The following is a 25425-nucleotide window of genomic DNA, read 5'->3' on the forward strand; positions in this document are numbered from 1 at the left end:
GGTCTCCACCGAGAATCAGCTGTTCTCCGGGCATTCCCTTTTCTCTGGCCATATTCCAGACCATGTCATAAAAATCCCGGGGTGTCATCCCGGTGTAGCCCCCGAATTGGTTCACCTGATTGGCGGTCGCTTCAATTAAAGCCACAGAATCTGTTTCCAGTGCCCGCTCCACCACGGCTTCCAAAACGAAGGGATTGGCACTGCAGGCAGAGTAAATACCGATGCCCTTATCCCGCTGACGACCTTCGATGATTTGAGTTAAAAGGGGATTTTTCATTGTCATTTCGCCAGATACCGCCCTTCGCTGCCGCAGACGCTAATCTTATGGGCAACCACTTCAGCCATGGCAGCCTTACCGGGTGCCATGTAGTACCGGGGGTCCGAGGCGTCCGGATTGCTTTGGAAAAATGCCTTAACGGCCTGGGCAAAGGGGATTTTCAAATCTGTGGCGACATTCACTTTACAAATTCCCCGTCGAATGGCTTCCTGGACTAATTCATCGGGGACATCCGATGCCCCGTGAAGGACCAGGGGAATTAAGACCTGTTCCCGGATTTCGGATAATCGCTCAAAATCCAAATGGGGCTCACCCGTGTACAGGCCATGGGCGGTTCCAATGGCCACCGCCAGGGAATCAATACCTGTTCTCGCCACAAATTCTGCTGCTGCCTGGGGATCGGTGAGGGCGGTTTCTCCAGCAGCTACCGTCAGATCATCCTCCCGGCCACCCAGGCGGCCAAGCTCAGCCTCTACCACAGTATCCCGCTCGTGGGCATAGGCCACCACCTGGCGCACCTGTTTAATATTTTCCTCGAAGGGAAGCATGGAGGCGTCAATCATACAGGATCGAAAGCCCAGATCAATATTGTGGGCGATGGCCGCCACATCCTCAAAATGATCCAGGTGGATGGCAATGGGAATTTCCCATCGGCCAGCACAAACAGCCGCCATGGCCTGTATGAAATCCCCGCCGGCATAGCGATCAATGGTTGAAGGCGTCCCGGCAATAATCACAGGAGATCCAAGCTCTGCCGCAGTTTTAGCCACCGTCTGCAGGCTTTCCATATTATGGATATTAAAGGCAGGAACGGCATAGCCCTCTAATTGGGCCCGGTTTAACATGTCCCGGGTTGATCGGATTTGATTCATCATACCACCTAAATTCCCTCTTCTGCGTCCACTAACGCTTTTGCCCCAGGGGCTGTGTACTGACGGATTCCTTCCCCTGCGGATTTAAGCACCGCGGGTACCAAGGCATCCATCTCAAGATAGCTTCGACTGAGGGCCGCTTCCAAGAGCATGGGCAGATTGAGCCCGGCGATGACCACAATATCCTGCTCATTTCGCTGGGTGCTGATCAGGGAAGAAACATTATAGGGGGAGCCTCCGGCCAAATCACACAAAATCAGGATTTGATCCGTATTGAGTCCGTCCACTGCCGCTTCCAGACGGGCCTTTAGTGCCTCAGTTCCTTCACCGTCATTAAAGCAAACCGTGGCCACACCCTCTTGGGCCCCGGCAATCATTTCCATGGAAACCAGGATTCCATCGGCCATACGGCCATGGGTTGTTAAGATGATTCCGATCATTTTATTCACCTCTACTTTGAATAGGGGTGCAGCGTGACACCCTTCACCACACGATTCACTGTACCGTCCGGACGTGGGTTATCCGGGGTAACGCCACAAGCGATGGCGTCAAAAAGCCCAAAAATCTGTCCCACCAGCATATAATTAAATACCTTAAAAATCTCTGGAACAGGTGCGCCTTTAAAGTCGATGAGCTGATCACAGCGTTGGGCTAAATCTCCTGGTCCATTGTAAGTCACAGCCACCAGCTTATGGCTGCCCGCATCCTCATGGATTTCCTCAATGAGATCTAAATCATATTGCCGGGTGTACGCATTCCCACTGACAAAGACCACCACAAGGGTTTCATCATTAATAATGGATTTAGGACCATGGCGGAAGCCCATGACGCTTTCGCTGAAGCTTAAAATCTGACCACTGGTTAGCTCTAAGTTCTTCAGGGCCATTTCTTGACAGAAACCACCGTAGAAACCAGATCCCAGGTAGACCACACGACGGCAGCCATAGTCCACCATCTGCTGAATCTCCCCATAACGCTGGGTTAGGAAAGCCTCTGCCTGATCCGCCAGAATTTCAAGATACCGGCGATTCTCCTCCAGGGTATCCAGATCGAAAATCAGTAGTGTCGCCATCATCATACAGCTAAAGGAACTGGTCATGGCGAATCCTTTATCATTGGATTCCTCGGGCATCAGCAGAACCAACGCATTTTCGGTCTTAAAAGCCTTCTGGGCTAAATCCCCTTCCACATCACAGGTAATGACCAGTTGTCGTAAATGAGAAACCTGATCCTGGAACAGATCATAGGCCCCCATACTTTCCGGTGAATTGCCCGAACGCGCATAGGAAACCAGGATGGTCGGTGTTTCTGATTCAATATACTCCTCAGGTGCCGCCACAATATCCGTGGTGGCAACGGCTTCAACCCGACAGGGCAGACATTGTTTTAATGCTCCCACAACCGTGTCCCCAACGTAATCCGAGGTCCCCGCACCGGTTAATACAATCCGGGTTTCCGGGGTTATGTTGTTCGCCATAAACTGGGCAATTTCATCCCTTCGCCCCGCAATAATCGCCCCTGTTTCCCGCCAAAGGGCAGGTTGTCGATTAATCTCCGATGCGGTGTAAAGCCCCTTCAGGGCCTCCCAATCTGCGGGTTCTTTTCCAAAAATCATCAGTATCCTCCTTCAATGGGAGCCACCTCAATGGGGTTCGTTTTCCAGATACACACGGTATTTGAACTTATCGCCCCGGGCGATGCTCCTGGTATATTCAATAACACGGTTCCCCTCCCGGGTGGTCCGGGTAATTTTAAGCCCCGGGCTCCCTTCTGGGATATCCAAATACAAGCTTTCCACACGGTTAACCAGAATTGGCCGCAGTACCTCCTCCCCATTGGAGATATGTACCCCAAAATCATCCTGAAGCACATCGTACATTGATCGCGTGGAAATACTTTCTGCCGTTAAGCCTTTAAAGCGCTCCATGGGCAAAAAGGTTGATTCATAAAGCATGGGGGTTTCATCCGCATAGCGAATACGGATGAGCTTAAAGGCTAATTCGCCTTCTGCAATACCGAGCTGATGCGCAAGGGTTTCCCCCGCCTCCACAATTTCAAAGCTTGTCAGCTTGGAGTGGGGGGTCTTCCCCAGCTTGCGCATCTCCTCAGAAAAGGAATAAAAGCGTACCAAATCCTGGCTGATGAGCCGATTGGCGACAAAGTTGCCTTTCCCATGGATTTTTTCGATATAGCCTTCATTTTCCAGCTTATCCAAAGCCTGTCGGACCGTCGTCCGGCTGACCTGATATTTTGCACAGATATCCCGTTCAGAGTCCAGCTGGTCTCCTTCATCCAGGTGATTTTCAATATCATTGCGCATAATATTAAAGAGCTGGTGATAAAGTGGTTCATTTAAGTTCTTATCCAAATACATCGTATTTCACTCCCCATTTGGTTAGTTGTATTGTTAAGAACATTAAAGCATGAATGACTCAAAAAAGCCAATGGTTTCCTTAAATAATGGCAAATCCCGTTAACTGGGTAATTAAGGACAATACCAGTGCACCGCCAACGGTAATGGCAATCAGTAAAATAGGGGATGCCCCTTTTTTCAAAAAGTAGTACATCAGGAAGGTATAGCCCAGTCCCAGCATTCCCGGCATAATGGCATCCAATAACCCCGTCTGAATATCGACCCCGCCAATGTTCATGACGGTTTTTAGATTAACCATGGATGCAATCAATCCACCAACGACCATTAAACCAACAATGGTTGCCGCATGGGATATTTTCTTGGTTTGCTCCTTAAGGGAAGCAATGGCCTTAACACCTGTGTTATAGCCATAGTGGGACAGGAAGAAAAGCAGCCCAAAATGGATGGCGTTGAAGAGAATCAGGAAGACGAAGGGCCCGGCTATATTGCCGTTAATGGCCATTGATGCCCCAATTCCTGCGCAAATTGGCAAAGCTGTCAACCAAAACAACGCATCCCCAATACCGCCCAGGGGCCCCATTGTCGCCACTTTAACCGCACGGATAGTTTCACGGTCCTCTTTATTTTCTTCCATGGCCAGAACCAGACCCATGATAAAGGTAACCAAGAAGGGATGGGTATTGAAAAACTCCATATGATCCCGCATGGATGTTGACAGGTCCTTCTTGTTCTTATGAATCTTCTTTAGTCCGGACATAATCCCGTAAAGCCAGCCACAGGCCTGCATCCGCTCATAATTAAAGGATGCCTGCAGCAGCAGCGACCGCCAGGTCATCTTATTGAGATCTTTTTTAGTGATGACCTTTTCCGGTTTTGGATCGTCGTATTTTTCAAGGGTATCCACTGTATTAGATTCCATCAGAATAGTCCTCCTCATAATCATTTGCTGAAGCATTTCCGGCAGGGACTACCTTACCATCGTCCTTCATCCGGAAATATTCGTACAGAGCAATGGCCACAGCGATAAGTGCCAGCCCCAAAATCGGTAGATTGCCATAGGCTACAATGATATAGCCAATAATCATGAAGGCAACATATTCCTTCTTCAGCATGATCTTAAGCAGCATAGCAAAACCAATGGCTGGCATTACCCCGCCTGCAATACTGAGACCATGGATGGCCCATTCCGGGATCATCCCAACAATGGCAGCGGCTTTATCCGCCCCCAGGTAAATGGGTAGGAACGCAACGATAAAATAGAACAGGAACAAAACAACCAAACCAGCGTAATTGATACCGGCAATCCCCTTGGTATCCCCTTCTTCGGCAAATCGATCCGCCTTGTGCATAAAGAAGGAAAACAGGGTGAAGATCAGGGTGATGGCAGCCTGGACGGCTACGGCAAATGGAACGGCCAAACCGACGGCCGCCTGGGCATCTAACCCTCCTAAAATAGCGATGCTGGTTCCAATGACCCCGCCAATAACCACATTGGGTGGCTGGGCTCCAGCCAAGGGTACCATTCCCATCCATACAAATTCCAAGGTTGCACCGACAATTAAGCCGGTTTTAACATCGCCTAAGATCAACCCAACGACCAGGCCAGTCACCAGGGGGCGATGAATATGCGTTAAACCGTCAAACAGGTCAATCCCTGCAATCCCGGCCCAGAGCGCAATCAGTAATGCTTGAACAAACATAATGGCCTCCTCAATAATGCCTATAAGAATTTCTTAATATCCGCTTCGATCCCTTCGCTGGGTACCCTGCGGATTTCCATTTCGATACCGGCATCTGCCAGCTTTTTCAATGCCTCTTTTTCGCTCTCTCCAATGGAGACGGTTTTACTGATTTGAGTCTTTCCTTCTGCAAAATGAAGGTTCCCAATGTTGATTTTGTCGATGGGAACACCGCCCTCTACCAACCGCAATGCATCTTCTGGCGTCCGGACAACTAAAAAGATTAATTGTTTCGGGGATGCCTTCTGAATCACATCGATGGTCTTCTGAATCGAAAAGAATCGGATACCACAGGTTCCAGGAATAACCATTTCCATCAAATTTTGCTGGATGGGGTCCTTTGACACCGCATCATTGGCGACGACAATGAGGTTTGCTCCCAGATGATTGACCCAGGTTACCCCAACCTGACCGTGGACAAGACGGTTATCAATCCGTGTTAATAAAATATTTGGCATTTTTCTCTCCTTTATTCATCAATCATTTGCCAAAATGGTAATACATCCTCCCTTCTACTTCAAAACCATTAAATCACATAAAGCTTATTTGGTAATTACCAGTTGATATAATTCTATAAGTTGATTCTGTGTTTGTCAATGTTTTTTAAACTTCCTTAAAAATTTTGTAAAAATAATCCTTGCATTCTGAGGATTTATTGGATATTATCATCAAAAATACCCTTTGGAGGTGACTTATGTATATTGAAAACGTGAAAATCGTCTATCCAGATACCATTATGGATGGTACCCTACAAATAGAGAACCAGCATATAACTGGTATTAACATAAAGATACCAGATGGTGCACCACGACTCAACGGAGAGGGGCTTTATCTATCCCCAGGCTTTATCGATACCCATATTCATGGGGCTGGCGGCCACGATACCATGGAGGGAACAATGGAAGGTCTGCGAAGTATTTCCTCCACCTTAGCCCAAAGCGGAACGACATCCTTCCTTGCCACTACCATGACCGTTTCTCTGGAAGATATCCATAAATCCCTCCAGGCCATTAAAATCCTCCGGGATGAAGGTTGTCCCGGAGCCCAGCTTTTGGGTGCCCATCTGGAGGGGCCCTTTATCAGTGGTGCAGCCATCGGGGCACAAAACCCGGATTTTCTCCAGCTGCCCTCCATTGAAACCTACCAGGCCATGACCGCAGGCTGTGAGGATGTTCCCAAATGTATCACCCTGGCCTGTGAACTTCCGGGATCGGACACCCTGATTCCTTTTCTGGCTGAAACGGGAATTCGGGTCTCCATCGGTCACTCTCAAGCGACCTATGAGGAGGTGGTCCACGCCGTGGATTTAGGTGCTTCCCATTCCACCCATCTCTTCAACGGCATGTCTGGCCTCCATCACCGAAAGCCCGGCATCGTCGGGGCGACCTTCGATCTGGATGCCATGACCACCGAAGTCATTGCGGACGGCATCCACATTGTCTGGCCCGTGCTGCGTATTACCTTCAAACAAAAAAGCACCGATAAGGTGCTCTTGATTTCTGATGCTATGATGGCCTGCGGGATGCCCGACGGCGATTATTCCCTGGGGGGGCAGGCGGTTGTTGTGGCCCATGGTGCCGCCCACCTCAAAACCGGTTCCCTGGCGGGCTCGGTTCTCACCCTCAGAGAAGCCATTAAAAATGTCACTGGCCATTGTAATGTCCCCCTGTATGAAGCCGTTAAAATGGCGACCCTCAATCCCGCCAGATATTGTGGAGTCGACGACCACAAGGGCCAAATCGCCCTGGGATATGATGCGGATCTCGTCCTCTTTGATGACGACCTCACCATTCATAAGGTCATCATCGGCGGCCGTATTCTCCCTTAATTGGAAGCCATCATCATCCGCAGGTAAAAGGCCACCGTGGTATACAGCTTTGACAACGGGATACGTTCATTATGGCCATGGATCATTCCACGCTCTTCCTTGGACAGGGCCATGGCGGAAAAACGGTACACCTTGTCAAAGACCCGACAATAATGGCGGGCATCACTGCAGGCCAGCATGAGGTAGGGGGAGACCACAGCCTCTGGCCAGGTTTGTCCAATAACCCGGGTCAGGCGTTCCCAGCCCGGCCCGGCCATGGGGGAAACAGGCTGGGGATCAGTGCCATTCACCCGGTGAATGGTAATATCGTCATCCCCAATAACGGACCGGAGATGGGCCTCGACGCTTTGGGCATTCTCCCCGGGTAAAATACGGATATCCCCACCCATGGATGCCTCCGGAGGCATGACATTAAAGGCATCGCTCCCGGACATCCGGGTCAGGGCGACGGTGGTCATCATCATGGCCGATAGCTCGGTGCCGCCCTTCTTGGCCATGGCGTACAACACGGGTTTGAAACACCAGAGATTGGCGAAGAGCATTCGATAGGCAAAGCTGCTGTGACGCCCAAGACAATCAAACATTTCTGCAACGGGACTGATTAACCTGGGGGCAAAGGGATGCCCTTCAATGGCAACAGCAGCCTTGGCCAGCCGCCCCACTGCCGTATGCCGGGGTGGGGTAGAGGCATGGCCCGGTACACCCTTAAGCTGAAGGGCCACATTAACCTTTCCCTTTTCCGCTGTGCCAATAAGGGCACAGGGCACGGTAATCCCTGGAAGCACATTTTCCACAACAGCGCCACCTTCGTCCAACACCATGGCCGGATTGATTCCCCGGTCCTTTAAGGTATCTGAAAGGGCCACTGCCGTCAGCCCATCGATTTCCTCTTCCCCGGAAAAGGCCAAATAAATATCCTGGTCCGGCACAAAGCCCTGGGCCATGAGGATTTCTGCCGCCTCTAAAATAGAGCAGAAGGTTCCCTTGGTATCCAGAGTCCCCCGTCCCCAAAGAACACCATCCTCAATAACCCCCTCAAAGGGAGGCCGTTCCCAGGCCTTGGCATCCACTGGCACCACATCGTAATGGGCCATATAGACAGAAGGGGCATCGCTATGCTTTCCCTTCCAGGTAAAGAGCAATCCGGTTTTTCCAATAAATTCCCGATGGCCATTTTCATGGACCAATGGAAAGCGCTCTTCGATGAGACGATAAAGCCGTTGGTATTCATCCCAGTCCACCTGGTCGTCATCCCGGTAAGAAATAGTCCGGCACCGGATAATATCCGCCATGTCCCGGGAAATTTTTTCTTCATCCATCGCTGGCAAATCCACATCTGCGGGCTTCTCCACCACTGGCGGTACAAAGGACGCCGTCCGAATCAAAAGGACCGCTAGAAAGATTAAAAGCGCCCCTAGAATAATCCATCCAATGAGCATTAGATCCATCCTTTCTTATAAAGCAGCCGGGCGGCCCCAATGGCAATGAGGGCTCCCACAGGAACCAATACCCCCACCGAGCTGGCTAAGCTGGGCACTGCGATAAACAGCAGAACCATAAAGACCAGGGGAGCCATGGCAATCTTCCAGCTCTTGCCAATAAACACCACGGCCAAGCCCCCAAAAAGGGCCGGAAGAATATTGTCAAAGGCCGGCTTCAGCACCGGCGATTCCAACACCGGGGTCAGCAGTGAAAAGAGGAGGACCCCCACAGAAATGATGACGGTGGTCACAATGGCTGAGGTCGCAATGGCGATGGTGGATACAATTTCCGCCTCCTCGCTGCCGGGCTTCACCTCCATGGCCTCCATGGCATTCAGTGCAGCGGGCACCTTCAGGCTGGTCACATTCCCGGTGACAAAACCGATGAAGGTCCCCCCGGTCCCCAGCATGGGGGTATAGGTAATCACCTCGATCAGGCCCACGGTCCAGTAAATGGGCGCCACTCCCAAAAGTCCCTTGAGCACCGCTGTACCCTCTGGCCAGGCATCATAAACCAGGCAAACAATAATTGGAACCGCCAGGAGCACCGCAATAGCCGTCCAAATCCAAAAAAGTCCGTAGCGGTAGGTCGCGTCGTTATAGGTTTTAAAATCCTTCATCACTTAACCTCCTATCACCGGGGTAACCCAGATGGCAAAAATCATGGCACAGAGCATACTGATGGGCAAGGCGTAGTTTTCCAGCCAGGCATGGTGGAATTTTTTAATGAGCAGACCACAGACCCCCATTACCCCCGCAGAAAACAATAGGACGAAAACCGGAATCCACCCCACAATGCCCTGGCTGATGGTGGAAAAAACCATCCCCAGGAAGGCAGAAATCATCCCCAAAAACATGGCATCGATAAAGAGATCCCCCCAGCGGCTATCCTTGGCCTTCATGGAAACCAGCCCCCGCTGGATGCGCTTGAACAGAATGGGAACGTAGATCAGACTCGGCAGGATTCCCAGGGTCATCACCCACAAAATAGCCGTGTACACCTTGGGATCACCAATGAGGTTTGATAGGGAAATCCCCAGGGCCGTGGCCGTGGAGGATGCCGCAGGCAGCTCGTAGGTAATGGCCCCAATAACGGAAAGCCGAATCCAGGGGAGGGGAAGCCCCAGGAATTTAGCCAGGGTTACCACTCCTAAAAGAATGGATACCGCTGGCGCAATGGTAAAAATAGCCGTGGATAAAACCGACTGGCGAATCCGGGTCATATCCATGCCCGAGGCCTTGGCCTGGCGCAATGCCCGCACCAAAAAGAAGGCCGACTGGGCCAGCACGAAGATAATAACCATGGCCGCCAGAATGAATAAAAATGAACTGTTGGGATTAAAGGTCATAAGCGTTTCCTCTCTATAAAAATATATGGGATAATCATACCATGCGGAGCTTATTTTTTAAAGTCACTCCACTGCCTTTCCTATCTCCTAAAACTTCAGACCCAGGTTATTGACATTCCGCTCATATTCTATATACTTAAAAATACATCAACTTATCTTAAGAAAACAGGAGCCAACATGGATCAAGAAAAAATTAACCATTATTTAGACCAGGACCACCTGGCAGAAGTGAAGCAGGCCCAGGAGCACCTGGCCCCTATTATTAAAAAAACCGCCCTGATCAGGAGTGATTTTTACAGCAGCGAGTATGGCGGTGACATTTATATCAAGCCCGAAAATCTCCAAATAACCGGTTCTTTTAAAATTCGGGGCGCTTATCATAAAATCTGTCGTCTGTCTCAGGAAGAGCTGGAAAAGGGAATTATTACCTCCTCCGCTGGAAATCACGCCCAGGGGGTGGCCTTCTCTGCCCAAAGAATGGGCATTAAAGCGACCATCATCATGCCGAATATCACTCCCTTGCTCAAGGTGGACGCCACCAAATCCTACGGGGTGGATGTCGTTCTCCATGGGGATGTGTACGATGAAAGCTATGATTATGCCTGCCAGCTGGCTAAAGAAGAGGGTTATACCTTTATTCATCCCTTTGATGATTACGATGTGATCTGCGGCCAGGGGACCATTGGTCTGGAAATCCTTTCTGAACTCCCCGATGCCGATGAAATCCTGGTGCCCATCGGCGGGGGCGGTTTAGTGGCGGGTATTGCCATTGCGGCAAAGGCCATTAATCCGGATATCCGCATTATCGGTGTCGAGCCCATGGGGGCCTGCTCCATGCGGGCCAGTATCAACGAAGGACGGGTGTCCTGCCTGCCCTCTGTTTGTACCAACGCCGAAGGGGTAGCAGTCAAGCAGCCCGGGGATTTAAGCTATGCCCTTACCCAAAAATACGTGGATGAACTGATCACGGTCAGCGAGAAGGATATCCAGGAAAATGTCCTGCTGGTGATGGAAAAGCACAAGCTGGTGGCAGAAACCGCCGGAGTGGTGGCCCTGGCCGGTCTCAAGAAACGAGCCGCCGCCGGAAAGAAGATTGTCTGCGTCATGAGCGGCGGTAATATTGATACAGTCACCATTAGCTCCATCGTTAACCAGGGGATGATCAGCCGGGGACGGATTATGTGCTTCGCCGTGGAGCTGCCGGATAAGCCTGGCCAGCTGGTGAAGGTGGCGACCCTCTTAGCCGAAAATGGTGCCAATGTCATCGAATTGGAGCACAATCAGTTTAAGGCCCTGGACCGCTACGCCAATAAGGTGATGCTGGAGGTAACAGTGGAAACCAATGGTCATGACCATATCGACTGTGTCTTAGCTGCCCTGCGGGAAAACGGCTTCTCTGTCAATCGCATTTATTAATCTTCCAAATTTCATCCACAAAAGGATTCTACAGGCGGTACTGCAAGTTCTCAAGAGGGGTGGCAAACAGCCACCCCTCTTTTCTTAATTTTCTCTTTCTTAATTTTAAAAAACAAGTTGCAAATGTTTAAAGTTTATAATAATATATTTTTATTAATTGAGAATAATTTTCTATTATACTCAATGTCATATCGTCGCGTCCATTCGTTGAAGGGCATCCATTTTCTCGCATTTTTTTGTTTTTTTCCGGGTGCACTGCCAATACGATGGGAATTTTCGGCTTGCATCGTTATTTTTTTAACGACAAAGGCACCAAAGAAAGGGGGAAGGCCTTGACGATCAAAACAAATTAGGGGTTTTATCACAATTATGCTAACCGCATTTGGGAACATCAGAGGATACATCATGTGGGTGCTTGGCATTCACGTTCATTAAATGGAGGGAATATGAATTCTGATAACAAAAATGTTGATCGTAAAAAAGAAGATCAACGATTGATTTACGAGTTGGATGGCCGGCCACGGCTGCGCACTGCCGTTCCGCTGGGTATGCAGCATATCCTGGCCATGTTTACATCAAACCTGGCCCCCATCCTGATCATCGCTGGCGCCTGCTCGCTTTCCGGTGCCGATACGGTCTTGATGATGCAATGTGCGATGTTTGTCTCCGGTTTGACAACCTTCGTCCAATTATATCCCATTAAGATTGGCAAGTTCCAGATTGGTTCTCGCTTGCCCATCGTCATGGGGACATCCTTTGCCTTTGTACCTACGGCTACAACCATCGCAGCCACAGGCGGCCTGGGGGCCGTCCTCGGCGGTAGCCTCGTGGGGAGTTTGACCGAAGTATTTATGGGTTTCTTCTATAAATACATTCGCCGCTTCTTCCCCCCACTGGTTGTTGGGAGTACCCTGATCACCATCGGGGTGAACCTGCTCAAGGTCGGTGCCAATTACTTTGCCGGCGGTGTGGGTTCTCCAACCTTTGGTTCGGTCCAGAACCTGGCGGTGGCCTTCTTCGTCTTTATTGTCATCATCCTGCTCCAACGCTTTGGTAAGGGCATCGTCGCCAATTCATCCATCCTCTTTGGTCTGGTAATTGGCTATATTGTGGCCTTTGCACTGGGTATGGTGGACTTAGCCGCCGTGACCAGCGCGGCATGGTTTAGTATTCCACTGCCCTTCCAGTTCAATATGACCTTCGAGCCCTCAGCCATCCTTGGCTTTGCGGCCCTGTACATCGTCTCTGGTCTGGAAACCATTGGGAATACCTCAGGGATTACCATTGCAGCTTTTGACCGTGAAGCGACTGAAAAAGAAACGGCTGGCGCCATTCTGGCAGATGCCCTGGGTTCCTCTGTTGCAGCAATGTTTAACGCCCTGCCCAATACTGCCTTTGGGCAAAATGCCGGTATCGTCTCCATGACGAAGGTGGTTAACCGCTTCTGTATTGCTACCGGGGCCTTCATCCTGATGATTTGCGGCTTCCTTCCGAAACTCGGTGCTGTCTTCGCAACCATTCCGGCACCCGTGCTCGGTGGTGCGGTTATCTCCGTCTTTGCCATGATCATGCTCAACGGGATCAAAATGATCGCCAAAGCAGGCTTCAGCGAACGGAATATCTTAGTCCTTGGCATCACCTTCGCCCTGGGCTTAGGCTTAGCCAGCAATCCTGAAGCCGTGGCACAGCTGCCCGCAGTCCTGCGCTTCATCTTCGGCGACTCCGTTGCCGCCACTTGTATCGTTGGTATCCTGGCTAATATCCTGTTCCCCATCAAGGATGCAGAAGATTTCGATCTGGCTAAAAAAGCCCTGATGGATCAAGACTAGTTAACAGACCCAATAATTGAATATCCAATGATCTTGCTTATATATACCCGTAATCTGGTCGGGTGTTTCTACCAACTACCGTAATAGTTGACTATAAGCTATGGCCGGGGTATGTCCTGGCCGTAGCTGATGTCCCCTTAGCGGTAGTTTTTTTAAATATTGTTACCATCTGTCCTGTGGTATAATATTATATTATTTAACCACGGGCAAAGAATTCATTTCCATCCTTGGAGAGGGATGTTAAACACTACTACTTTAATCGAACGAGGAACAAACCATGATTATCGGAAAAAAACTCCCTCGGGTAGATGCTGGGGATAAGGTCACCGGACGGGCCAGATATACAGATGATATCTGCGATGCCGGCGCCCTGATCGCTAAGATCTGCCATGCCACCATCGGTAATGGCCGGGTGACGGCCATTGATACTACCCAGGCCCAAAAAATCCCCGGAGTGGTTAAAATCGTGACCTGCTTTGATTTAAAGGAAAAACACTATTTTCCAACGGCAGGCCACCCCTGGTCCACGGACCCGAACCATCAGGATGTGGCGGACCGGCTGGTGCTTACTGACCGGGTCTGCTACTACGGGGACGATATCGCTGCCGTCATCGCTGAGGATGAGGTTGCTGCAACCCAGGCAGTCAACGCCCTAAAAGTGACCTATGAGGAATACCCTGTGGTGATGGATGTCCAGGAGGCCATGGCCCCGGATGCCCCCCGGATTCACGACAATTACCCGGGCAATATCCTTGCCCACACCAATCGGGAAATCGGGGATTACGATGCCGCTATCAAAGAGCCCGGACTGACCGTTGTGGAGGGCTGGTACGACACCCCGACGGTCCAGCATTGCCATATCGAGCCCCCGGTTTGCTACGCCTATGAGGAGGGGGATCGCATTACGGTGGTTTCATCCACCCAGATTCCCCATATCGTCCGCCGGGTGGTGGGCCAGGCCCTGGGGGTGCCCTGGGGAAAAATCCGTATTGTTAAGCCCTACATCGGCGGTGGCTTCGGCAATAAGCAGGATGCCCTGTACGAGCCGCTGTGCGCCTTCCTGACTACCCAGGTCGGTGGCCGCTTAGTAAAACTGGAATCCACGAGAGAGGAAACCTTTGCCAATACCCGGGTTCGCCATTCCCTGCGGTTCCACATTATTTCCCACGTCCGACCCGATGGCACCTTTGCCGCCCGAAAATGCGAAATTTTCTCCAACCAGGGAGCCTATGCCTCCCACGGCCACAGCATTGCCGCCAAGGCCATGGGGGCTTTCCCCCAGCTGTATCCCTGTGATAATGTCCAGTGTGATGCCTATACCGTCTTTACCAACCGGACAGTAGCCGGGGCCATGCGGGGCTATGGGATGCCCCAGTACGCCTTTGCAGTTGAAAGCCATACCGAGGATGTGGCTGCGGCCATGGGCATGGATCCCATTGCCTTTAGGCGGAAAAACCTGATGCCCGTTGGCTATACTGACGGCTTCTCCAAGAACAAGCTATACACCGATTCCTTTAATGAATGTATTAACCTGGGGATGGAAACCATCCATTACAATGAAAAACTGGCGGAGTATGCGGACCAAACCGGCGATATTCGCCGGGGCATCGGAATGTCCGTCTTTTGGTACAACACCGGGGTCTGGCCCATTTCCTTGGAATCCTCCTCCTGCCGAATGGTCCTTAACCAGGACGGCTCAGTACAGGTACAGCTGGCTGAAACAGAAATCGGCCAGGGTGCGGATACCACCTTTGCCCAAATGACCGCAGAAACCCTGGGCGTTCCCTTTGACATGGTCCATATGATCTCCACCCAGGATACGGACATCACACCCTTTGGGACCGGGGCCTACGCATCCCGCCAGACCTATGCCGGCGGCTTTGCCGTGCGTCAAACCGCCCTGGCCATGAAGGAGCGGATTTTAGAAAACGCCCAGCGTCTGACCCGGATGCCCGCCTTTAATCTGGATCTGTTGGATGGCAATATTATCAGAAAGCCCGACGGCGAAGTCCTCATGACCCTGGGAGAACTGTCCACCGAGGTGCTGTACAGCTTAGAGCACAGTGAACACATTACCTCTGAATCCACCTATCAGATTAAATCCAATGCCTATTCCTTTGGCTGCTCCTTTGCCGAGGTGGAAGTGGATACGAACCTGTGCAAGATCAAGCTCTTAAACCTGGTCAATGTCCACGATTGTGGCTCCCTCATTAATCCGGCCCTGGCCGAAGCCCAGGTCCATGGCGGTATGAGCATGGGGATTGGCTATGCCCTGTCCGAAACCATGCTGTATAACGAAAAATCCGGCAAGCTTTTAAACGGCAATTTCCTGGATTACAAGCTGTCCACCTTTGTGGATCATCCCACCTTAGTGGCTAAGTTTGTGGAAAACCCAGAGCCTACCAGTGCCTTCGGGACCAAATCCCTGGGGGAACCCCCGGTATGTCCGGTAGCTTCGGCCATTCGTAACGCCGTGCGCCAGGCCACCGGGGTCGGGATCAACCAGATTCCCCTCCGCCCCCAAACCCTGTTTGAAGCCTTCGATACCGCTGGATTCTACAATCACGAGGTAAACTAATATGTATGATATTAAAGCATTATATGAAGCAGCCAGTGTGGAGGAAGCCACCGCACTGCTCACCGCCCATCCTGAGGCGGAAATCATCGCCGGTGGGTCCGACGTCCTGGTTCAAATCCGGGAGGGCCGCCGGGCTGGTGCCACTCTGGTGAGCATCCAGGGGATTGATGCCCTTCGGGGTGTCTGTCTGGATGCCGGGGAAAATCTGCGCATTGGGTCCTTAACCTGCTTTACTAAAATCACCCATGACCCCTTAATCAATGACATTATTCCCGTGCTGGGTGAAGCCGTGGATCAAATCGGCGGGCCCCAGATCCGAAACATCGGGACCATCGGCGGTAACACCTGTAATGGCGTCACCTCTGCGGATTCTGCCTCCACCCTTTTTGCCTGGGATGCCCAGGTCGAGCTCACCGGTCCCGGGGGTGTCCGTATCCTTCCCATTGCCGATTTTTACCTGTCTGCTGGGAAGGTAGACCTGCACCCCGGCGAAATTCAAACCGCCATCATCATCCCCAAAGCGGCCTATACCGGCTACACCGGCCACTACACGAAGTACGCCATGCGGGGAGCCATGGACATCGCCACCACAGGCTGCTCCGTCAATGTGCGTCTGTCGGCGGATAAGACCACCCTGGAGGATGTCCGCATCGCCTACGGCGTTGCCGGACCTATTCCCATGCGGGTCCCCACTGCCGAGGCCCTGGTCCGGGGACAGCGGCCCACAGCGGCCCTGGCCGAAGCCTTCGGCCAGGCCGTCCTCGAGGACATCAACCCCCGGGACAGCTGGCGGGCCAGCAAGGCCTTCCGCTGCCACATCGGAGAGGTCATGGCAGAACGCGGCCTGAAAAAAGCCATTACACGGGCAGGAGGAATCCTTTATGAATAAGCAATACAAACACATCCACTTTACCCTGAATAACCGGGAGGTCGATACCATGGTGGACGTCCGGGCTTCCCTGACGGACCTCCTTCGCAATGATTTTCGGATGACGGGTGTCAAAAAAGGCTGTGAGGTGGGGGAATGCGGCGCCTGCACCGTCCTCATCGACGGGGTCACCTATAATTCCTGTATCTATCTTGCCATCTGGGCCGATGGCAAGCGGATTACTACCGTGGAGGGACTCCTTGGCCCGGATGGAGAGCTGACTGATATCCAGCAGGCCTTTATCGATGAGGCGGCTGTTCAGTGCGGCTTCTGTACCCCTGGCTTTTTACTCACCTCCCTGGAGATTTTAGATAGCGGCATCGAATATACTGATGACCAGCTGCGCAAACTGCTCTCGGGACACCTTTGTCGGTGTACCGGCTATGAGAATGTACTTCGGGCGGTTAAAAAGACCATGCTGGCACGGTTGGGGAAGACCCTGTAATTCTATAAAACCGGGGGGAAACAATGGCAGAAAAAGAGGCAATCCAGCGCTATACCGAGGAAATCCTTCAGGACTACTTTCACGGCGACAGTCAGACCTTATTTCGCTATGCCCATGAGGACTGTTCCTGGATCGGGCCGGAGGAACCGGCCTTCGCCCGGGGCCTCTCTGCCATGCGCCAGTCCATCACCACAACCCGGGATGCACGACAGCTGGGAGAACTTCATTTTCAGGCTGCCGTCTCCCGGGATTATGGCGAGGTTTTTCTGGTATCCTATAACTTTTGTCTTCGGGCCCTCCATCCCTCTGACAAAAATCCGGATCAGCCCTATCGGGCAAGCTTTGTCTGGCTCCAGAAAACCCCAAGACCCCAATTGATGCACGGCGCGCTTTCCAGGGCCCTTGGCCTGGCCACAGAAGAGGAGTTTTTTCCTGCTACCATTGGCCGGGCCAATTTTAATATTCTCAAATCCTACCTGGCCCAGCGTAAAGCCAAAGCACTTCCGCAGCGACTGGCCCTAAAAACCATTGACGGGCAGGTCGTTTTTCTCCACTCGATGGATATCCTTTGGATTCGATGGAAGGATGGCCATACCCAGGTTCACACCAAATCCGCTCTTTTGGAGCTTAATCGTCCCTTTTGGCGTGTTCTTAATGGTTTGCCTCCCTACTTTTTCCCCCTGGGACGCAGTATCGCCATCAACCGCTTCTTTATCGATACCTTTGAGGAGGATACCGTTATTCTAACAAATGGCTCCCGGCTGACCCTCGATTGGCAAAGCATCCAATCCCTGCAGACCGTATTGGCTGAAGGAGGTTCTTGTGAAACGAGCATTGATTAACCTGGCCCGACGCTGGACCCAGGAAATCATCGATGAACTGTGGACAGGAAGCCGCGCCCGCATGACGAAGGTTCTTGCTTCCGATTTTTCCTGCATTGGCGCCCATGAGTTGGAATATTTTAATACGCCTGAGGCGCTTCTGGCCCACATGGACCGCCTATTTCTGGAGCTGCCCAAGGTTGATATTTTCAACGTACATTACAATGCCATCCCGATTTCATCCCATTTTTGTCTCGTAACCGGCCATTACTTGGGGCGAACTGGTCTTAACACCAATCAGCTTTTCATGGACAACCAGCGACTCTCCTATCTTTGGCGGGTTACCCCGGACCACCGTAGCCTGGAGCTTGTCCATTTTCATATGTCCAACCCCATCACCATCCCATCGGAGGATCAAAAATACCCGGTTTACGCTGGACACTACAGCTTCGACTATTTACTGTCCGTTTTAGAAGAAGCCCTGGCGGGTAGCACCACCGCACCTTTGTTGCTCCAGGGTAATGATCAGTCGCTCCACCTTGTCCCGCCAACAGATATCCTCTATCTGGAGGCCCAGGGCAAGATGACTGATCTCCATCTGGAGGGGAATCATCTCATTATTCCCCATGGGATAACCGAACTCCTCGCTCAGCTTCCTGACAGCTTCATCCGCATCCACCGCAGTTATGCGGTTTCAGCGGCTGCAGTAAGCAGCCTGACCGCCGATACCCTCACCCTGATTGATGGGACCCAGCTGCCCGTGAGCCGGAGGATGCGCACCGCAGTACGGCATGCCTTAATCACGGCCCTGGATGCCATCGTCCTCTAAACACCCTACTAAAAAAATCGCTGAATCCTGGTGAAGGAATCAGCGATTCAAAGCTTCAATAAAGTGGTGTAGCACGGTCAGAGAGAGGATAAAAAAGATTCACCCCGGACCCCAGGCGCTGACGAACAAAGGGAAACCGCCCATTCGTCAATGCGCAAAACTTTCAGTTTTGATAAGGTTTAAGGCGGATTTGCTTTCTTAAGTTGATGGCAGCCGAAAGCTCCAGCCCGCAGGGGCGCCGGGGTTCTCGTATTTTTATCATCACTCTGACCTGGGTTTGTCGACACACTGAGAGGTGGCTCGGCCTCCTCTTTGTTCATTTCCCTTCTTTTAGCCGGCTGGTCTTTATTCTTTATAACCCAACTTTTTCTTACCCATATATACGCCTGCAATAATGACTGCCGTCAATGCGGCGAGCAAAGCAATGGCAACCCCTACCTGGCCGGTTTCGCTAAGGCCGGTATTGCTATTGGCCGCCGTTACAGAGGTAGTGGTCTGGGGTTCAGCGGTAGGGTCGGGAGTGGGCGATGGTTTTTGTTCCCCAGGATTTCCCGTCGGCGGCGTATACGCCACCGGTGTCGCACGGAAAACCAGATTGTCTGACAGCCCATCCCGATAGCCCAGGGCATAAAACTGACCATTTAAAGAAGCCCCAACATTCTTCGTTGTTTTTTGGCTGCTGTACAACAGTGCGGAATCCCCGCTCCAGGAGGATGTTTGGGTATCAAGGTGCCAGGTGTCCATCATACCTTCCGCTGCAAATGTACTCAGCGTACTTTTCCCAAGGTTTTTCACCGGACCCGTTAGAATCAACCCATGATCGACAGCACCAGCGGCAAAATCCAGGGTCTGTTGTAAATCATAATTGGGATTACTGGCACTGGCATCGAAATAATTATCGTCGTTCTTCGTCCATGTTGATCCATCGAACACCATGGTGTTCCCGTAGGCTGTCGATGCCTTACCCATTAATTTATTGATCACACTGGAATAGCCCCCAGCGACAATCAGGGTATTGCCGGAGGTATAGGCCACTGAACCGCTGCGCCCTTCCGGCAGCTCGGGCAGGTTTCCGATCACCTGACCTGTGGTGGGATCTACGATACGCACCGTTGTCAGCGCTTCAAAGGCATCACCTTTTTGAACATCCCCGCCGATGACCAATAATTGATCACCATAAACCGCCAGGGCCTCGGTTCCGTTCAAATCTGCTTTTACACTGCTCCAGGTATCCCTTTCCGGATCAAAGGTCCCAATTTTGACGGTGCTGGTCTGGCCATCGGTTTCACTGTACAGCATGTAAATCTTGCTTTTTCCACCCGCCAGCTGGTAAAGGAAGCGCATCCCATATCCCACAATACCCTGGGAGGGTAGCGGGACGGAGCGCCAGGTGCCGGTCTGAGTATCATAAGCCTCCATATAATGGGCGTTGGTTTCCGCCATCACCCCCAGATACAGAAGGGTATGGCCGGCCCCCGCCATGGCAACAGGACTGCCGTCCGCCGAGGTCAGGTCATTCCCCTGGACTTGACCATAGTCTATATCCGGTACTGCAAGATCTGAATATCCACGGTAATCCGGCTCAAGGGTGAAGAAATTCCGACCCCACTCCCCATTGCTGCGGGTAATGGTCACCTCGGGCATCCCGCTTATGCCATCGGGAAGGGAGACCGTGATTTCCCGGTCTCCCCAGGCTTTCACCGGAGCAGGTTCACCCCCGATGGCAACGGTGCCTGCATCAGCACCGAAGAAATAGCCTGTAATGACAGCCGTGCTGCCGGATACCACCAGATCATTCAACACCGGTACCGGATTGGTAAAGGCCTTTTCTGCATCTGCGTAACCGCCGGAAACGGATTTTTCGGTCAGCCCAGTGGCTTCTGCGGTGCTGCGGTCCACACCGCCTTTAATCCGGGCGATCATTTCCAGGGCATTTTCCCCCATGGTCCCACCAGCCGTGGTATACGTTGTGCTGAGCAGCGCCGCCAAGCCGGTAATCATCGGAGCAGCCATGGAGGTGCCATCTGCATAGTAATAATCTGAAGGCGCTGTACCGATACCAAAATCATCTAAACGGAAGACCGTATCACCGGTATTTCCCGTCATGGTCCCAGACAGGCGCAGGACGATTTCATTTCCCTCTAAAGAACTCAGCAGTGCTTTGGGCTCCTTCACCTTTCCTGTGGAAACATTCCAATTGTGATCGGTAAAGCTCAACCGCAAGGGCATGGATTTCCCCTGGTAAACCTGGCTTGAGTCCATGGACTGCCAGCTTCCATCCGCCCCTTTTTCCTGAAGGATCAGACCCTTGCCATAACAAGCACTTCCCATGCTGCCCTGGAAGGCCAGATAGAGGTCCTCCGTTCCGGTTATTGCCGAAAGCTTGTCCTTGTCAAAGCTAAGCTGGATGGAGAAGGTCTCGCCATCGGGGATGGCCGATAGATCAATCTGACTTCCCGTATCGCTGAGATAACCCGGAGATACCGCCGCCTGTGCTGCAGTATCAACTAAGCGACCTTCCTGGTTATAGAGCTGCAAACGGACAGAAGGAGACACACCCTCAAAATCCTCATAAAAAACACTGTCTTTAGACTCCTGAATCCACGGCAGATATTGGACGGGCATCTCGTGGTTATCCATGGGCACCGTGGTATCCGTGGAGGTGGCGGACAGAATCTGCGCCCCTGGAGAAAAGACATCCACCGAGCGCTTGCCATAACAGGTGAAATAGGTCGGATAGCCCTCACTGTCCATGGCGCCCACGCTTAGAGCATAGGGACTATCCACAAGACGGGAGACATTTAAATCATTATCCGTTCCCTCATTGCCGGCTGAGAAACAGGAAACAACCCCCAGCCGCCCAATGGAATCTGAGGCTGTGGAAATCGAATGCATCAGTGTCCCGTTGTAGGAAGATGGTCCCCAGGAATTGTTAATGGCTACCACATTTACCCCAGCTTCTTTGGCGGCCTGGATATAGGCATAGCCCTTAATGGCGGACAACAGGTTTCCTCCACCCGTTTCGCTGAACATTTTGACGCCCATAATTTCACAGTCCTTCGCCACGCCCGCTCCACCCAGGCCATTATCCCATTGGGCGGCAATGACGCCGGCACAGTGTGTGCCATGACCAACGAGGGTATCCATGGGGTCTGTGGTATCTGTCCCCCCTGGATTGTAGCCGTATTTCCCACCGCCCATGCCTGTCAACGCCGGGAAGTTTTCGCCCTCGTCCCACATGACCGCTTCCAAATCTTTATGGCGGTAGTCTACGCCGCTGTCCAGCACCGCCACCACCGGCGTACCTCCGGCAGCAGAAGCCGGGGCCTGGGCCCATGCGTCCTTCACCTTCATATCCGCTCCGGTTGGGCTGTTCAGCTGATTATTAAGACCCCATTGGTAGGGATAGCCCGGATCACTGGGGCTGCCAATATCGGTCATTTTGAAGATATAGTTGGGTTCAGCATATTCCACTGCCGGATTGCTCTCCAAATCAGCAATCATCCCTTCGGTATCACTCCCAGTGACAAGGACCAGGGATTTCTCCGAACCGCCCTCCAGAGAAAAGGTGCTGATTTCTTCAGATTCCGGAGTGACGGCCATCAGATCGGCCGTACTGTAGGCCGATGCCCTCCGCAGCACTGAAGTTTGCAGGGCTGCGGCGCCGCCTTTCACACAGGCGATGACCTCTCCTTCCACATAATCAACGCCCGGCGTTCCATAATCGACCACCCCTTCGTCCTGGGCAAATACAGAAATGGGCAGGGTACCCAGTACCAAGGCGGCACTTAATAATAAGGCGAGTAAGCGTTTTTTCATCATAGCTTTCCTTTCTATAAATCGATGGTTTTATTATAGAAGAGCCTGACACTTTTTACAATTCTTACAGAACGAACGGTTTAAAAAAAGGGATGGTTGTTTTCCTTCCCTGGGTAATTTATGATAAAATAGTATAAAATTTTCTTATAAAATGGAGGACATCACTATTCAAAAAGCACTCATTTATGGAATCCTGGGTTCCTTCTTTTTCGCCTTTACCTTTATCTTCAACCGCAGTATGAACTTGGCCGGGGGATACTGGCTGTGGAGTGCCGTCCTGCGCTATGTGTACACCCTGCCCATTCTTTTTTTAATCCTTTGGAAACAGGGCGGCCTGTACCCGGTGTGGACGGCCATTAAAAAAAAGCCCGGGTCCTGGCTTTTGTGGAGCACCGTCGGCTTTGGGCTCTTTTATCTGCCCCTCACCCTGGCATCGGTTTATGGCGCCTCCTGGTTTGTGGCGGCCAGCTGGCAGCTCACCATTGTCTGTGGGGTGCTCCTGACCCCGCTTTTCGGTAAACGCATCCCGGGAGTACAGCTGGCTTGTTCAGGGATCATCCTCCTGGGGGTTTTTCTCCTGCAATGGGAGCACCTGGCCACCACCAGCCTGTCCGACGTACTTCTGGCCCTGGTCTGCATTGTCCTGGCCGCCTTTGCCTATCCCCTAGGGAACCGGAAAATGATGGTCATCTGTATCGCAGAACACCTCACCACCCTGGGCCGGGTTTTCGGCATGACCCTGTGCAGCATGCCCTTCTGGCTTTTGGCCGGGGGCTACGCGGTCATGGTCGCCGGGCCGCCTTCAGCCGGTCAACAATTCCAGTCCTTTATCGTCGCCCTGTTTTCCGGCATCGTCGCCACTTTGCTTTTCTTTAAAGCCACGGATTTGGTGAAGCACAACCACCGCCAGCTGGCCGTAATTGAAGCCACTCAATCCGGGGAGGTAGTGTTTACCCTCCTGGGGGGCATCCTGTGGCTGGGGGATCCCATGCCGTCCCCCACGGGCTTTCTGGGTCTGGCCATTATTATCGGCGGTATGATTGCCAGTAGCCTCACGGCCAAATCGGATTAAAATCTTGTTTGAAAACAAGGAAAGGATTCTAAGGGAAATGAACGGGATATTATTAGTTGAAGATGATCAGAAAATTGCCAAGCATTTAACGGTTCTGCTGGGTGCCGAAGGCTTTTCCGTCATCCACGCCGCCACCCGACGGGAGGCGGTGGTACTGGCAGAGGAAGAGTCCTTTGATTTAGCCCTGGCGGATATTTCCCTGCCGGATGGCTCTGGCTTTGCCCTTTACACCGCCATCAAGGCCGCAAAAGATGTCCCCGTTATTTTTCTGACGGCCTCGGATGATGAGGCTAGTGTGGTGACTGGACTGAACATGGGTGCCGATGACTATATCACGAAGCCCTTCCGCCCCCGGGAGCTCATCGCCCGGATCCGGGGAGCCCTGCGCAAAAGCGGACAGACCCCCGGAACCTTTAAAATCGGCAGCCTTCAGGTGGATACAGCAAGGGGGACCGTTCAGCGGGATGGCCAGGAGGTTTTCCTTTCAGCCCTGGAATACCGCCTGCTACTGGTCTTTATCAATGCTCCCACCAGCATCATCACCCGGGACCGACTCTTAGACGAGGTGTGGGATGCCGCCGGGGAATTTGTCAACGATAATACCCTCACCGTCTATATTAAGCGGCTCCGGGAAAAGATTGAGGATAACCCCAGGGATCCGCAAATTATCGTCACCCTTCGGGGCATGGGGTATCGACTGGGGAACGGCCATGCTTCGAAATAAAGAAATTCGACGCTTCACTCTGGTCTTCGCCGCCATCACAGCCGGGGCCCTGGGGGCTGGCTTTGCCATTAATCCCGCGGCCGGCCTGGTCATCCTGGCCTTTGCCATCGCCCTGGGGGGTGCCTTTGGATGCTTTACCCGTACCCGATACCGCCGCCTGGCAGCGTTAGCCGACCAAATTGACGAGGTCCTCCATTATGATGACGCCCTGGTGCTCACTGAAATGGAAGAGGGGGAGTTATCGATCCTAAAATGCGAGATTGCCAAAATGACCCAACGCATCCAGGAGCAAAATATGGCGCTAAAAAAAGAAAAGGCCCATTTGGCCGAATCTCTTGCAGATATCGCCCATCAGCTCCGTACCCCGCTCACCTCTGCTAATCTGATCCTCTCTCTTCTAAAGCAGGATCCCGAAGCGCCCCAGAGGCGGACTCTGCTGCGGGAAAGCGAGGCCCTTTTCGCCCAAATGGATTGGCTGATTACCAGCCTCCTTAAGCTCTCCCGGTTAGATGCCGGCATCGTCTCCTTTCAAAGTGTATCCATTGACCTCCCAGGCCTGATCCATACCGCCCTTACCCCCCTCCGTATTCCCATGGAACTCCACGACATTACCCTGAAACTCCATCTTCCCCAGGGGGCCCAGCTCCTAGGAGATGCTGCCTGGTTGTCTGAGGCCCTGGGGAATCTTCTTAAAAATGGCATGACCAGTGCGGGTGATCACGGCACCCTGACCATTACTGGTGAGGATACCCCATTGTTCACCACCATCACCATCCATGACAGCGGCCCCGGATTTAAACCGGGAGAAATTCCCCATTTATTCGACCGCTTTTACCAGGGGGAAGCTGAAAATCCCACCGGTTATGGGATCGGATTGGCCCTCTGCCACAGCATTATCACCCGCCAGGGTGGGCGGATCATTGCTAAAAACCACACCCAGGGCGGTGCTCTCTTTATCCTCCATTTCCCCAAACCCATCATCCCTTAAGTGACGAATCTCTCACCACATAGTCACCATAATGTCAGTCCACTCCGTTATAATGG

23 protein-coding genes and 1 riboswitch are annotated in these 25425 nt (G+C 52.1%); of the genes, 11 read left to right on the top strand and 12 right to left on the bottom strand.

Annotated features, from left to right (window positions below; translation table 11 throughout):
- From BLU30_RS12930 to agaB, 8 genes are all read right to left on the bottom strand, one after another.
- On the bottom strand, nt 1–283 hold a 283-nt coding region (locus BLU30_RS12930), incomplete at its 3' end, for a class II D-tagatose-bisphosphate aldolase non-catalytic subunit (RefSeq protein ID WP_207648018.1).
- Entirely contained in the window at nt 280–1149 is an 870-nt protein-coding gene (locus BLU30_RS12935; protein ID WP_090246990.1) for a tagatose-bisphosphate aldolase subunit GatY, read from the bottom strand. The genes BLU30_RS12935 and BLU30_RS12930, both read right to left, overlap by 4 nt.
- Nucleotides 1150–1157: 8 nt before the next feature.
- The gene (locus BLU30_RS12940; RefSeq protein ID WP_090246991.1) at nt 1158–1589 is read right to left on the bottom strand and encodes a PTS sugar transporter subunit IIA; all 432 of its coding nucleotides are present in this window, start codon (nt 1587–1589) and stop codon (nt 1158–1160) included.
- Between the two features lie 11 nt (nt 1590–1600).
- Nucleotides 1601–2764 carry an SIS domain-containing protein gene (locus tag BLU30_RS12945; RefSeq protein ID WP_090246992.1) on the bottom strand — a complete coding sequence of 388 codons (1164 nt, stop codon included), beginning with the start codon at nt 2762–2764 and terminating at the stop codon, nt 1601–1603.
- A 27-nt stretch (nt 2765–2791) separates the two neighbouring features.
- Nucleotides 2792–3523 (bottom strand): GntR family transcriptional regulator, encoded by a 732-nt coding sequence (locus tag BLU30_RS12950; protein WP_090246994.1) that lies wholly within the window; start codon nt 3521–3523, stop codon nt 2792–2794.
- Between the two features lie 79 nt (nt 3524–3602).
- Complete coding sequence (locus BLU30_RS12955) at nt 3603–4442, bottom strand: PTS system mannose/fructose/sorbose family transporter subunit IID (RefSeq protein ID WP_090246995.1); 840 nt, start codon at nt 4440–4442, stop codon at nt 3603–3605.
- A complete protein-coding gene (gene agaW / locus BLU30_RS12960; protein WP_090246997.1) occupies nt 4432–5223 on the bottom strand; it encodes a PTS N-acetylgalactosamine transporter subunit IIC in 792 nt (263 codons plus the stop codon). Before agaW ends, BLU30_RS12955 begins: the two co-directional genes overlap by 11 nt.
- Nucleotides 5224–5243: 20 nt before the next feature.
- Nucleotides 5244–5720 (bottom strand): PTS galactosamine transporter subunit IIB, encoded by a 477-nt coding sequence (gene agaB / locus BLU30_RS12965; protein WP_090246998.1) that lies wholly within the window; start codon nt 5718–5720, stop codon nt 5244–5246.
- Between the two features lie 236 nt (nt 5721–5956).
- On the opposite strand from agaB, the gene nagA reads away from it, so the two are divergent.
- Nucleotides 5957–7090, top strand: coding sequence for an N-acetylglucosamine-6-phosphate deacetylase (nagA, locus tag BLU30_RS12970; RefSeq protein WP_090247000.1), 1134 nt, complete (start codon nt 5957–5959; stop codon nt 7088–7090).
- Here the strand turns inward: nagA and BLU30_RS12975 are convergent.
- From BLU30_RS12975 to BLU30_RS12985, 3 genes are read right to left on the bottom strand one after another with little or no spacing between them, the layout of a single operon-like run.
- Nucleotides 7087–8529, bottom strand: a complete 1443-nt coding sequence (locus tag BLU30_RS12975; protein WP_242873586.1) for a M20/M25/M40 family metallo-hydrolase — start codon at nt 8527–8529, stop codon at nt 7087–7089. The two genes, nagA and BLU30_RS12975, sit on opposite strands and share 4 nt — an antisense overlap.
- A complete protein-coding gene (locus BLU30_RS12980; protein WP_090247003.1) occupies nt 8529–9191 on the bottom strand; it encodes a hypothetical protein in 663 nt (220 codons plus the stop codon). The genes BLU30_RS12975 and BLU30_RS12980 overlap by 1 nt, the downstream gene beginning before the upstream one ends.
- A gap of 3 nt (nt 9192–9194) precedes the next feature.
- Nucleotides 9195–9920, bottom strand: a complete 726-nt coding sequence (locus tag BLU30_RS12985; RefSeq protein ID WP_090247004.1) for a DUF5058 family protein — start codon at nt 9918–9920, stop codon at nt 9195–9197.
- A gap of 177 nt (nt 9921–10097) precedes the next feature.
- Here BLU30_RS12985 and ilvA point away from each other — a divergent pair, with 177 nt between their 5' ends.
- From ilvA to BLU30_RS13025, 7 genes are all read left to right on the top strand, one after another.
- Complete coding sequence (ilvA, locus tag BLU30_RS12990) at nt 10098–11336, top strand: threonine ammonia-lyase (protein ID WP_090247006.1); 1239 nt, start codon at nt 10098–10100, stop codon at nt 11334–11336.
- A 446-nt stretch (nt 11337–11782) separates the two neighbouring features.
- Nucleotides 11783–13165: a uracil-xanthine permease family protein gene (locus BLU30_RS13000; RefSeq protein WP_090247009.1), complete on the top strand. Its 1383-nt coding sequence runs from the start codon at nt 11783–11785 to the stop codon at nt 13163–13165.
- 17 nt (nt 13166–13182) lie between these two features.
- Nucleotides 13183–13279: riboswitch (purine riboswitch) on the top strand.
- Nucleotides 13280–13442: 163 nt separating this feature from the next.
- The gene (gene xdhA, locus BLU30_RS13005; RefSeq protein ID WP_090247010.1) at nt 13443–15743 is read left to right on the top strand and encodes a xanthine dehydrogenase subunit XdhA; all 2301 of its coding nucleotides are present in this window, start codon (nt 13443–13445) and stop codon (nt 15741–15743) included.
- 1 nt (nt 15744) lies between these two features.
- Complete coding sequence (gene xdhB, locus BLU30_RS13010; RefSeq protein ID WP_090247011.1) at nt 15745–16632, top strand: xanthine dehydrogenase subunit XdhB; 888 nt, start codon at nt 15745–15747, stop codon at nt 16630–16632.
- On the top strand, nt 16625–17116 hold the full coding sequence (xdhC, locus tag BLU30_RS13015; protein ID WP_090247013.1) for a xanthine dehydrogenase subunit XdhC: 492 nt from the start codon (nt 16625–16627) through the stop codon (nt 17114–17116). Before xdhB ends, xdhC begins: the two co-directional genes overlap by 8 nt.
- A 23-nt stretch (nt 17117–17139) precedes the next feature.
- Nucleotides 17140–17958, top strand: coding sequence for a LytTR family DNA-binding domain-containing protein (locus tag BLU30_RS13020; protein ID WP_090247014.1), 819 nt, complete (start codon nt 17140–17142; stop codon nt 17956–17958).
- Entirely contained in the window at nt 17939–18766 is an 828-nt protein-coding gene (locus BLU30_RS13025) for a LytR/AlgR family response regulator transcription factor (RefSeq protein ID WP_090247016.1), read from the top strand. The genes BLU30_RS13020 and BLU30_RS13025 overlap by 20 nt, the downstream gene beginning before the upstream one ends.
- A gap of 345 nt (nt 18767–19111) precedes the next feature.
- On the opposite strand, the gene BLU30_RS13030 is transcribed toward BLU30_RS13025, so the two are convergent.
- Nucleotides 19112–22585, bottom strand: a complete 3474-nt coding sequence (locus tag BLU30_RS13030) for a S8 family serine peptidase (protein ID WP_176770943.1) — start codon at nt 22583–22585, stop codon at nt 19112–19114.
- Between the two features lie 151 nt (nt 22586–22736).
- On the opposite strand from BLU30_RS13030, the gene BLU30_RS13035 reads away from it, so the two are divergent.
- The 3 genes from BLU30_RS13035 to BLU30_RS13045 are packed head-to-tail and all read left to right on the top strand — an operon-like array spanning nt 22737 to nt 25369.
- Complete coding sequence (locus BLU30_RS13035) at nt 22737–23657, top strand: DMT family transporter (RefSeq protein WP_340148147.1); 921 nt, start codon at nt 22737–22739, stop codon at nt 23655–23657.
- A 37-nt stretch (nt 23658–23694) separates the two neighbouring features.
- Nucleotides 23695–24381 (top strand): response regulator transcription factor, encoded by a 687-nt coding sequence (locus BLU30_RS13040; RefSeq protein WP_090247019.1) that lies wholly within the window; start codon nt 23695–23697, stop codon nt 24379–24381.
- Entirely contained in the window at nt 24368–25369 is a 1002-nt protein-coding gene (locus BLU30_RS13045; RefSeq protein WP_090247020.1) for a sensor histidine kinase, read from the top strand. Before BLU30_RS13040 ends, BLU30_RS13045 begins: the two co-directional genes overlap by 14 nt.
- Nucleotides 25370–25425 lie beyond the last annotated feature (56 nt).

Origin of the sequence: Eubacterium barkeri (genome assembly GCF_900107125.1) — a bacterium.
GTDB classification, from domain to species: Bacteria; Bacillota; Clostridia; order Eubacteriales; family Eubacteriaceae; genus Eubacterium_O; species Eubacterium_O barkeri.

What these genes read in the sequence shown, in the direction of transcription:
- BLU30_RS12935 (WP_090246990.1), bottom strand. Translation starts at nt 1,149, where the DNA reads ATGAATCAAATCCGATCAACCCGGGACATGTTAAACCGGGCCCAATTA.
- BLU30_RS12940 (WP_090246991.1), bottom strand. Translation starts at nt 1,589, where the DNA reads ATGATCGGAATCATCTTAACAACCCATGGCCGTATGGCCGATGGAATC.
- BLU30_RS12945 (WP_090246992.1), bottom strand. Translation starts at nt 2,764, where the DNA reads ATGATTTTTGGAAAAGAACCCGCAGATTGGGAGGCCCTGAAGGGGCTT.
- BLU30_RS12950 (WP_090246994.1), bottom strand. Translation starts at nt 3,523, where the DNA reads ATGTATTTGGATAAGAACTTAAATGAACCACTTTATCACCAGCTCTTT.
- BLU30_RS12955 (WP_090246995.1), bottom strand. Translation starts at nt 4,442, where the DNA reads ATGGAATCTAATACAGTGGATACCCTTGAAAAATACGACGATCCAAAA.
- agaW (WP_090246997.1), bottom strand. Translation starts at nt 5,223, where the DNA reads ATGTTTGTTCAAGCATTACTGATTGCGCTCTGGGCCGGGATTGCAGGG.
- agaB (WP_090246998.1), bottom strand. Translation starts at nt 5,720, where the DNA reads ATGCCAAATATTTTATTAACACGGATTGATAACCGTCTTGTCCACGGT.
- nagA (WP_090247000.1), top strand. Translation starts at nt 5,957, where the DNA reads ATGTATATTGAAAACGTGAAAATCGTCTATCCAGATACCATTATGGAT.
- BLU30_RS12975 (WP_242873586.1), bottom strand. Translation starts at nt 8,529, where the DNA reads ATGCTCATTGGATGGATTATTCTAGGGGCGCTTTTAATCTTTCTAGCG.
- BLU30_RS12980 (WP_090247003.1), bottom strand. Translation starts at nt 9,191, where the DNA reads ATGAAGGATTTTAAAACCTATAACGACGCGACCTACCGCTACGGACTT.
- BLU30_RS12985 (WP_090247004.1), bottom strand. Translation starts at nt 9,920, where the DNA reads ATGACCTTTAATCCCAACAGTTCATTTTTATTCATTCTGGCGGCCATG.
- ilvA (WP_090247006.1), top strand. Translation starts at nt 10,098, where the DNA reads ATGGATCAAGAAAAAATTAACCATTATTTAGACCAGGACCACCTGGCA.
- BLU30_RS13000 (WP_090247009.1), top strand. Translation starts at nt 11,783, where the DNA reads ATGAATTCTGATAACAAAAATGTTGATCGTAAAAAAGAAGATCAACGA.
- xdhA (WP_090247010.1), top strand. Translation starts at nt 13,443, where the DNA reads ATGATTATCGGAAAAAAACTCCCTCGGGTAGATGCTGGGGATAAGGTC.
- xdhB (WP_090247011.1), top strand. Translation starts at nt 15,745, where the DNA reads ATGTATGATATTAAAGCATTATATGAAGCAGCCAGTGTGGAGGAAGCC.
- xdhC (WP_090247013.1), top strand. Translation starts at nt 16,625, where the DNA reads ATGAATAAGCAATACAAACACATCCACTTTACCCTGAATAACCGGGAG.
- BLU30_RS13020 (WP_090247014.1), top strand. Translation starts at nt 17,140, where the DNA reads ATGGCAGAAAAAGAGGCAATCCAGCGCTATACCGAGGAAATCCTTCAG.
- BLU30_RS13030 (WP_176770943.1), bottom strand. Translation starts at nt 22,585, where the DNA reads ATGAAAAAACGCTTACTCGCCTTATTATTAAGTGCCGCCTTGGTACTG.
- BLU30_RS13035 (WP_340148147.1), top strand. Translation starts at nt 22,737, where the DNA reads ATGGAGGACATCACTATTCAAAAAGCACTCATTTATGGAATCCTGGGT.
- BLU30_RS13040 (WP_090247019.1), top strand. Translation starts at nt 23,695, where the DNA reads ATGAACGGGATATTATTAGTTGAAGATGATCAGAAAATTGCCAAGCAT.
- BLU30_RS13045 (WP_090247020.1), top strand. Translation starts at nt 24,368, where the DNA reads ATGCTTCGAAATAAAGAAATTCGACGCTTCACTCTGGTCTTCGCCGCC.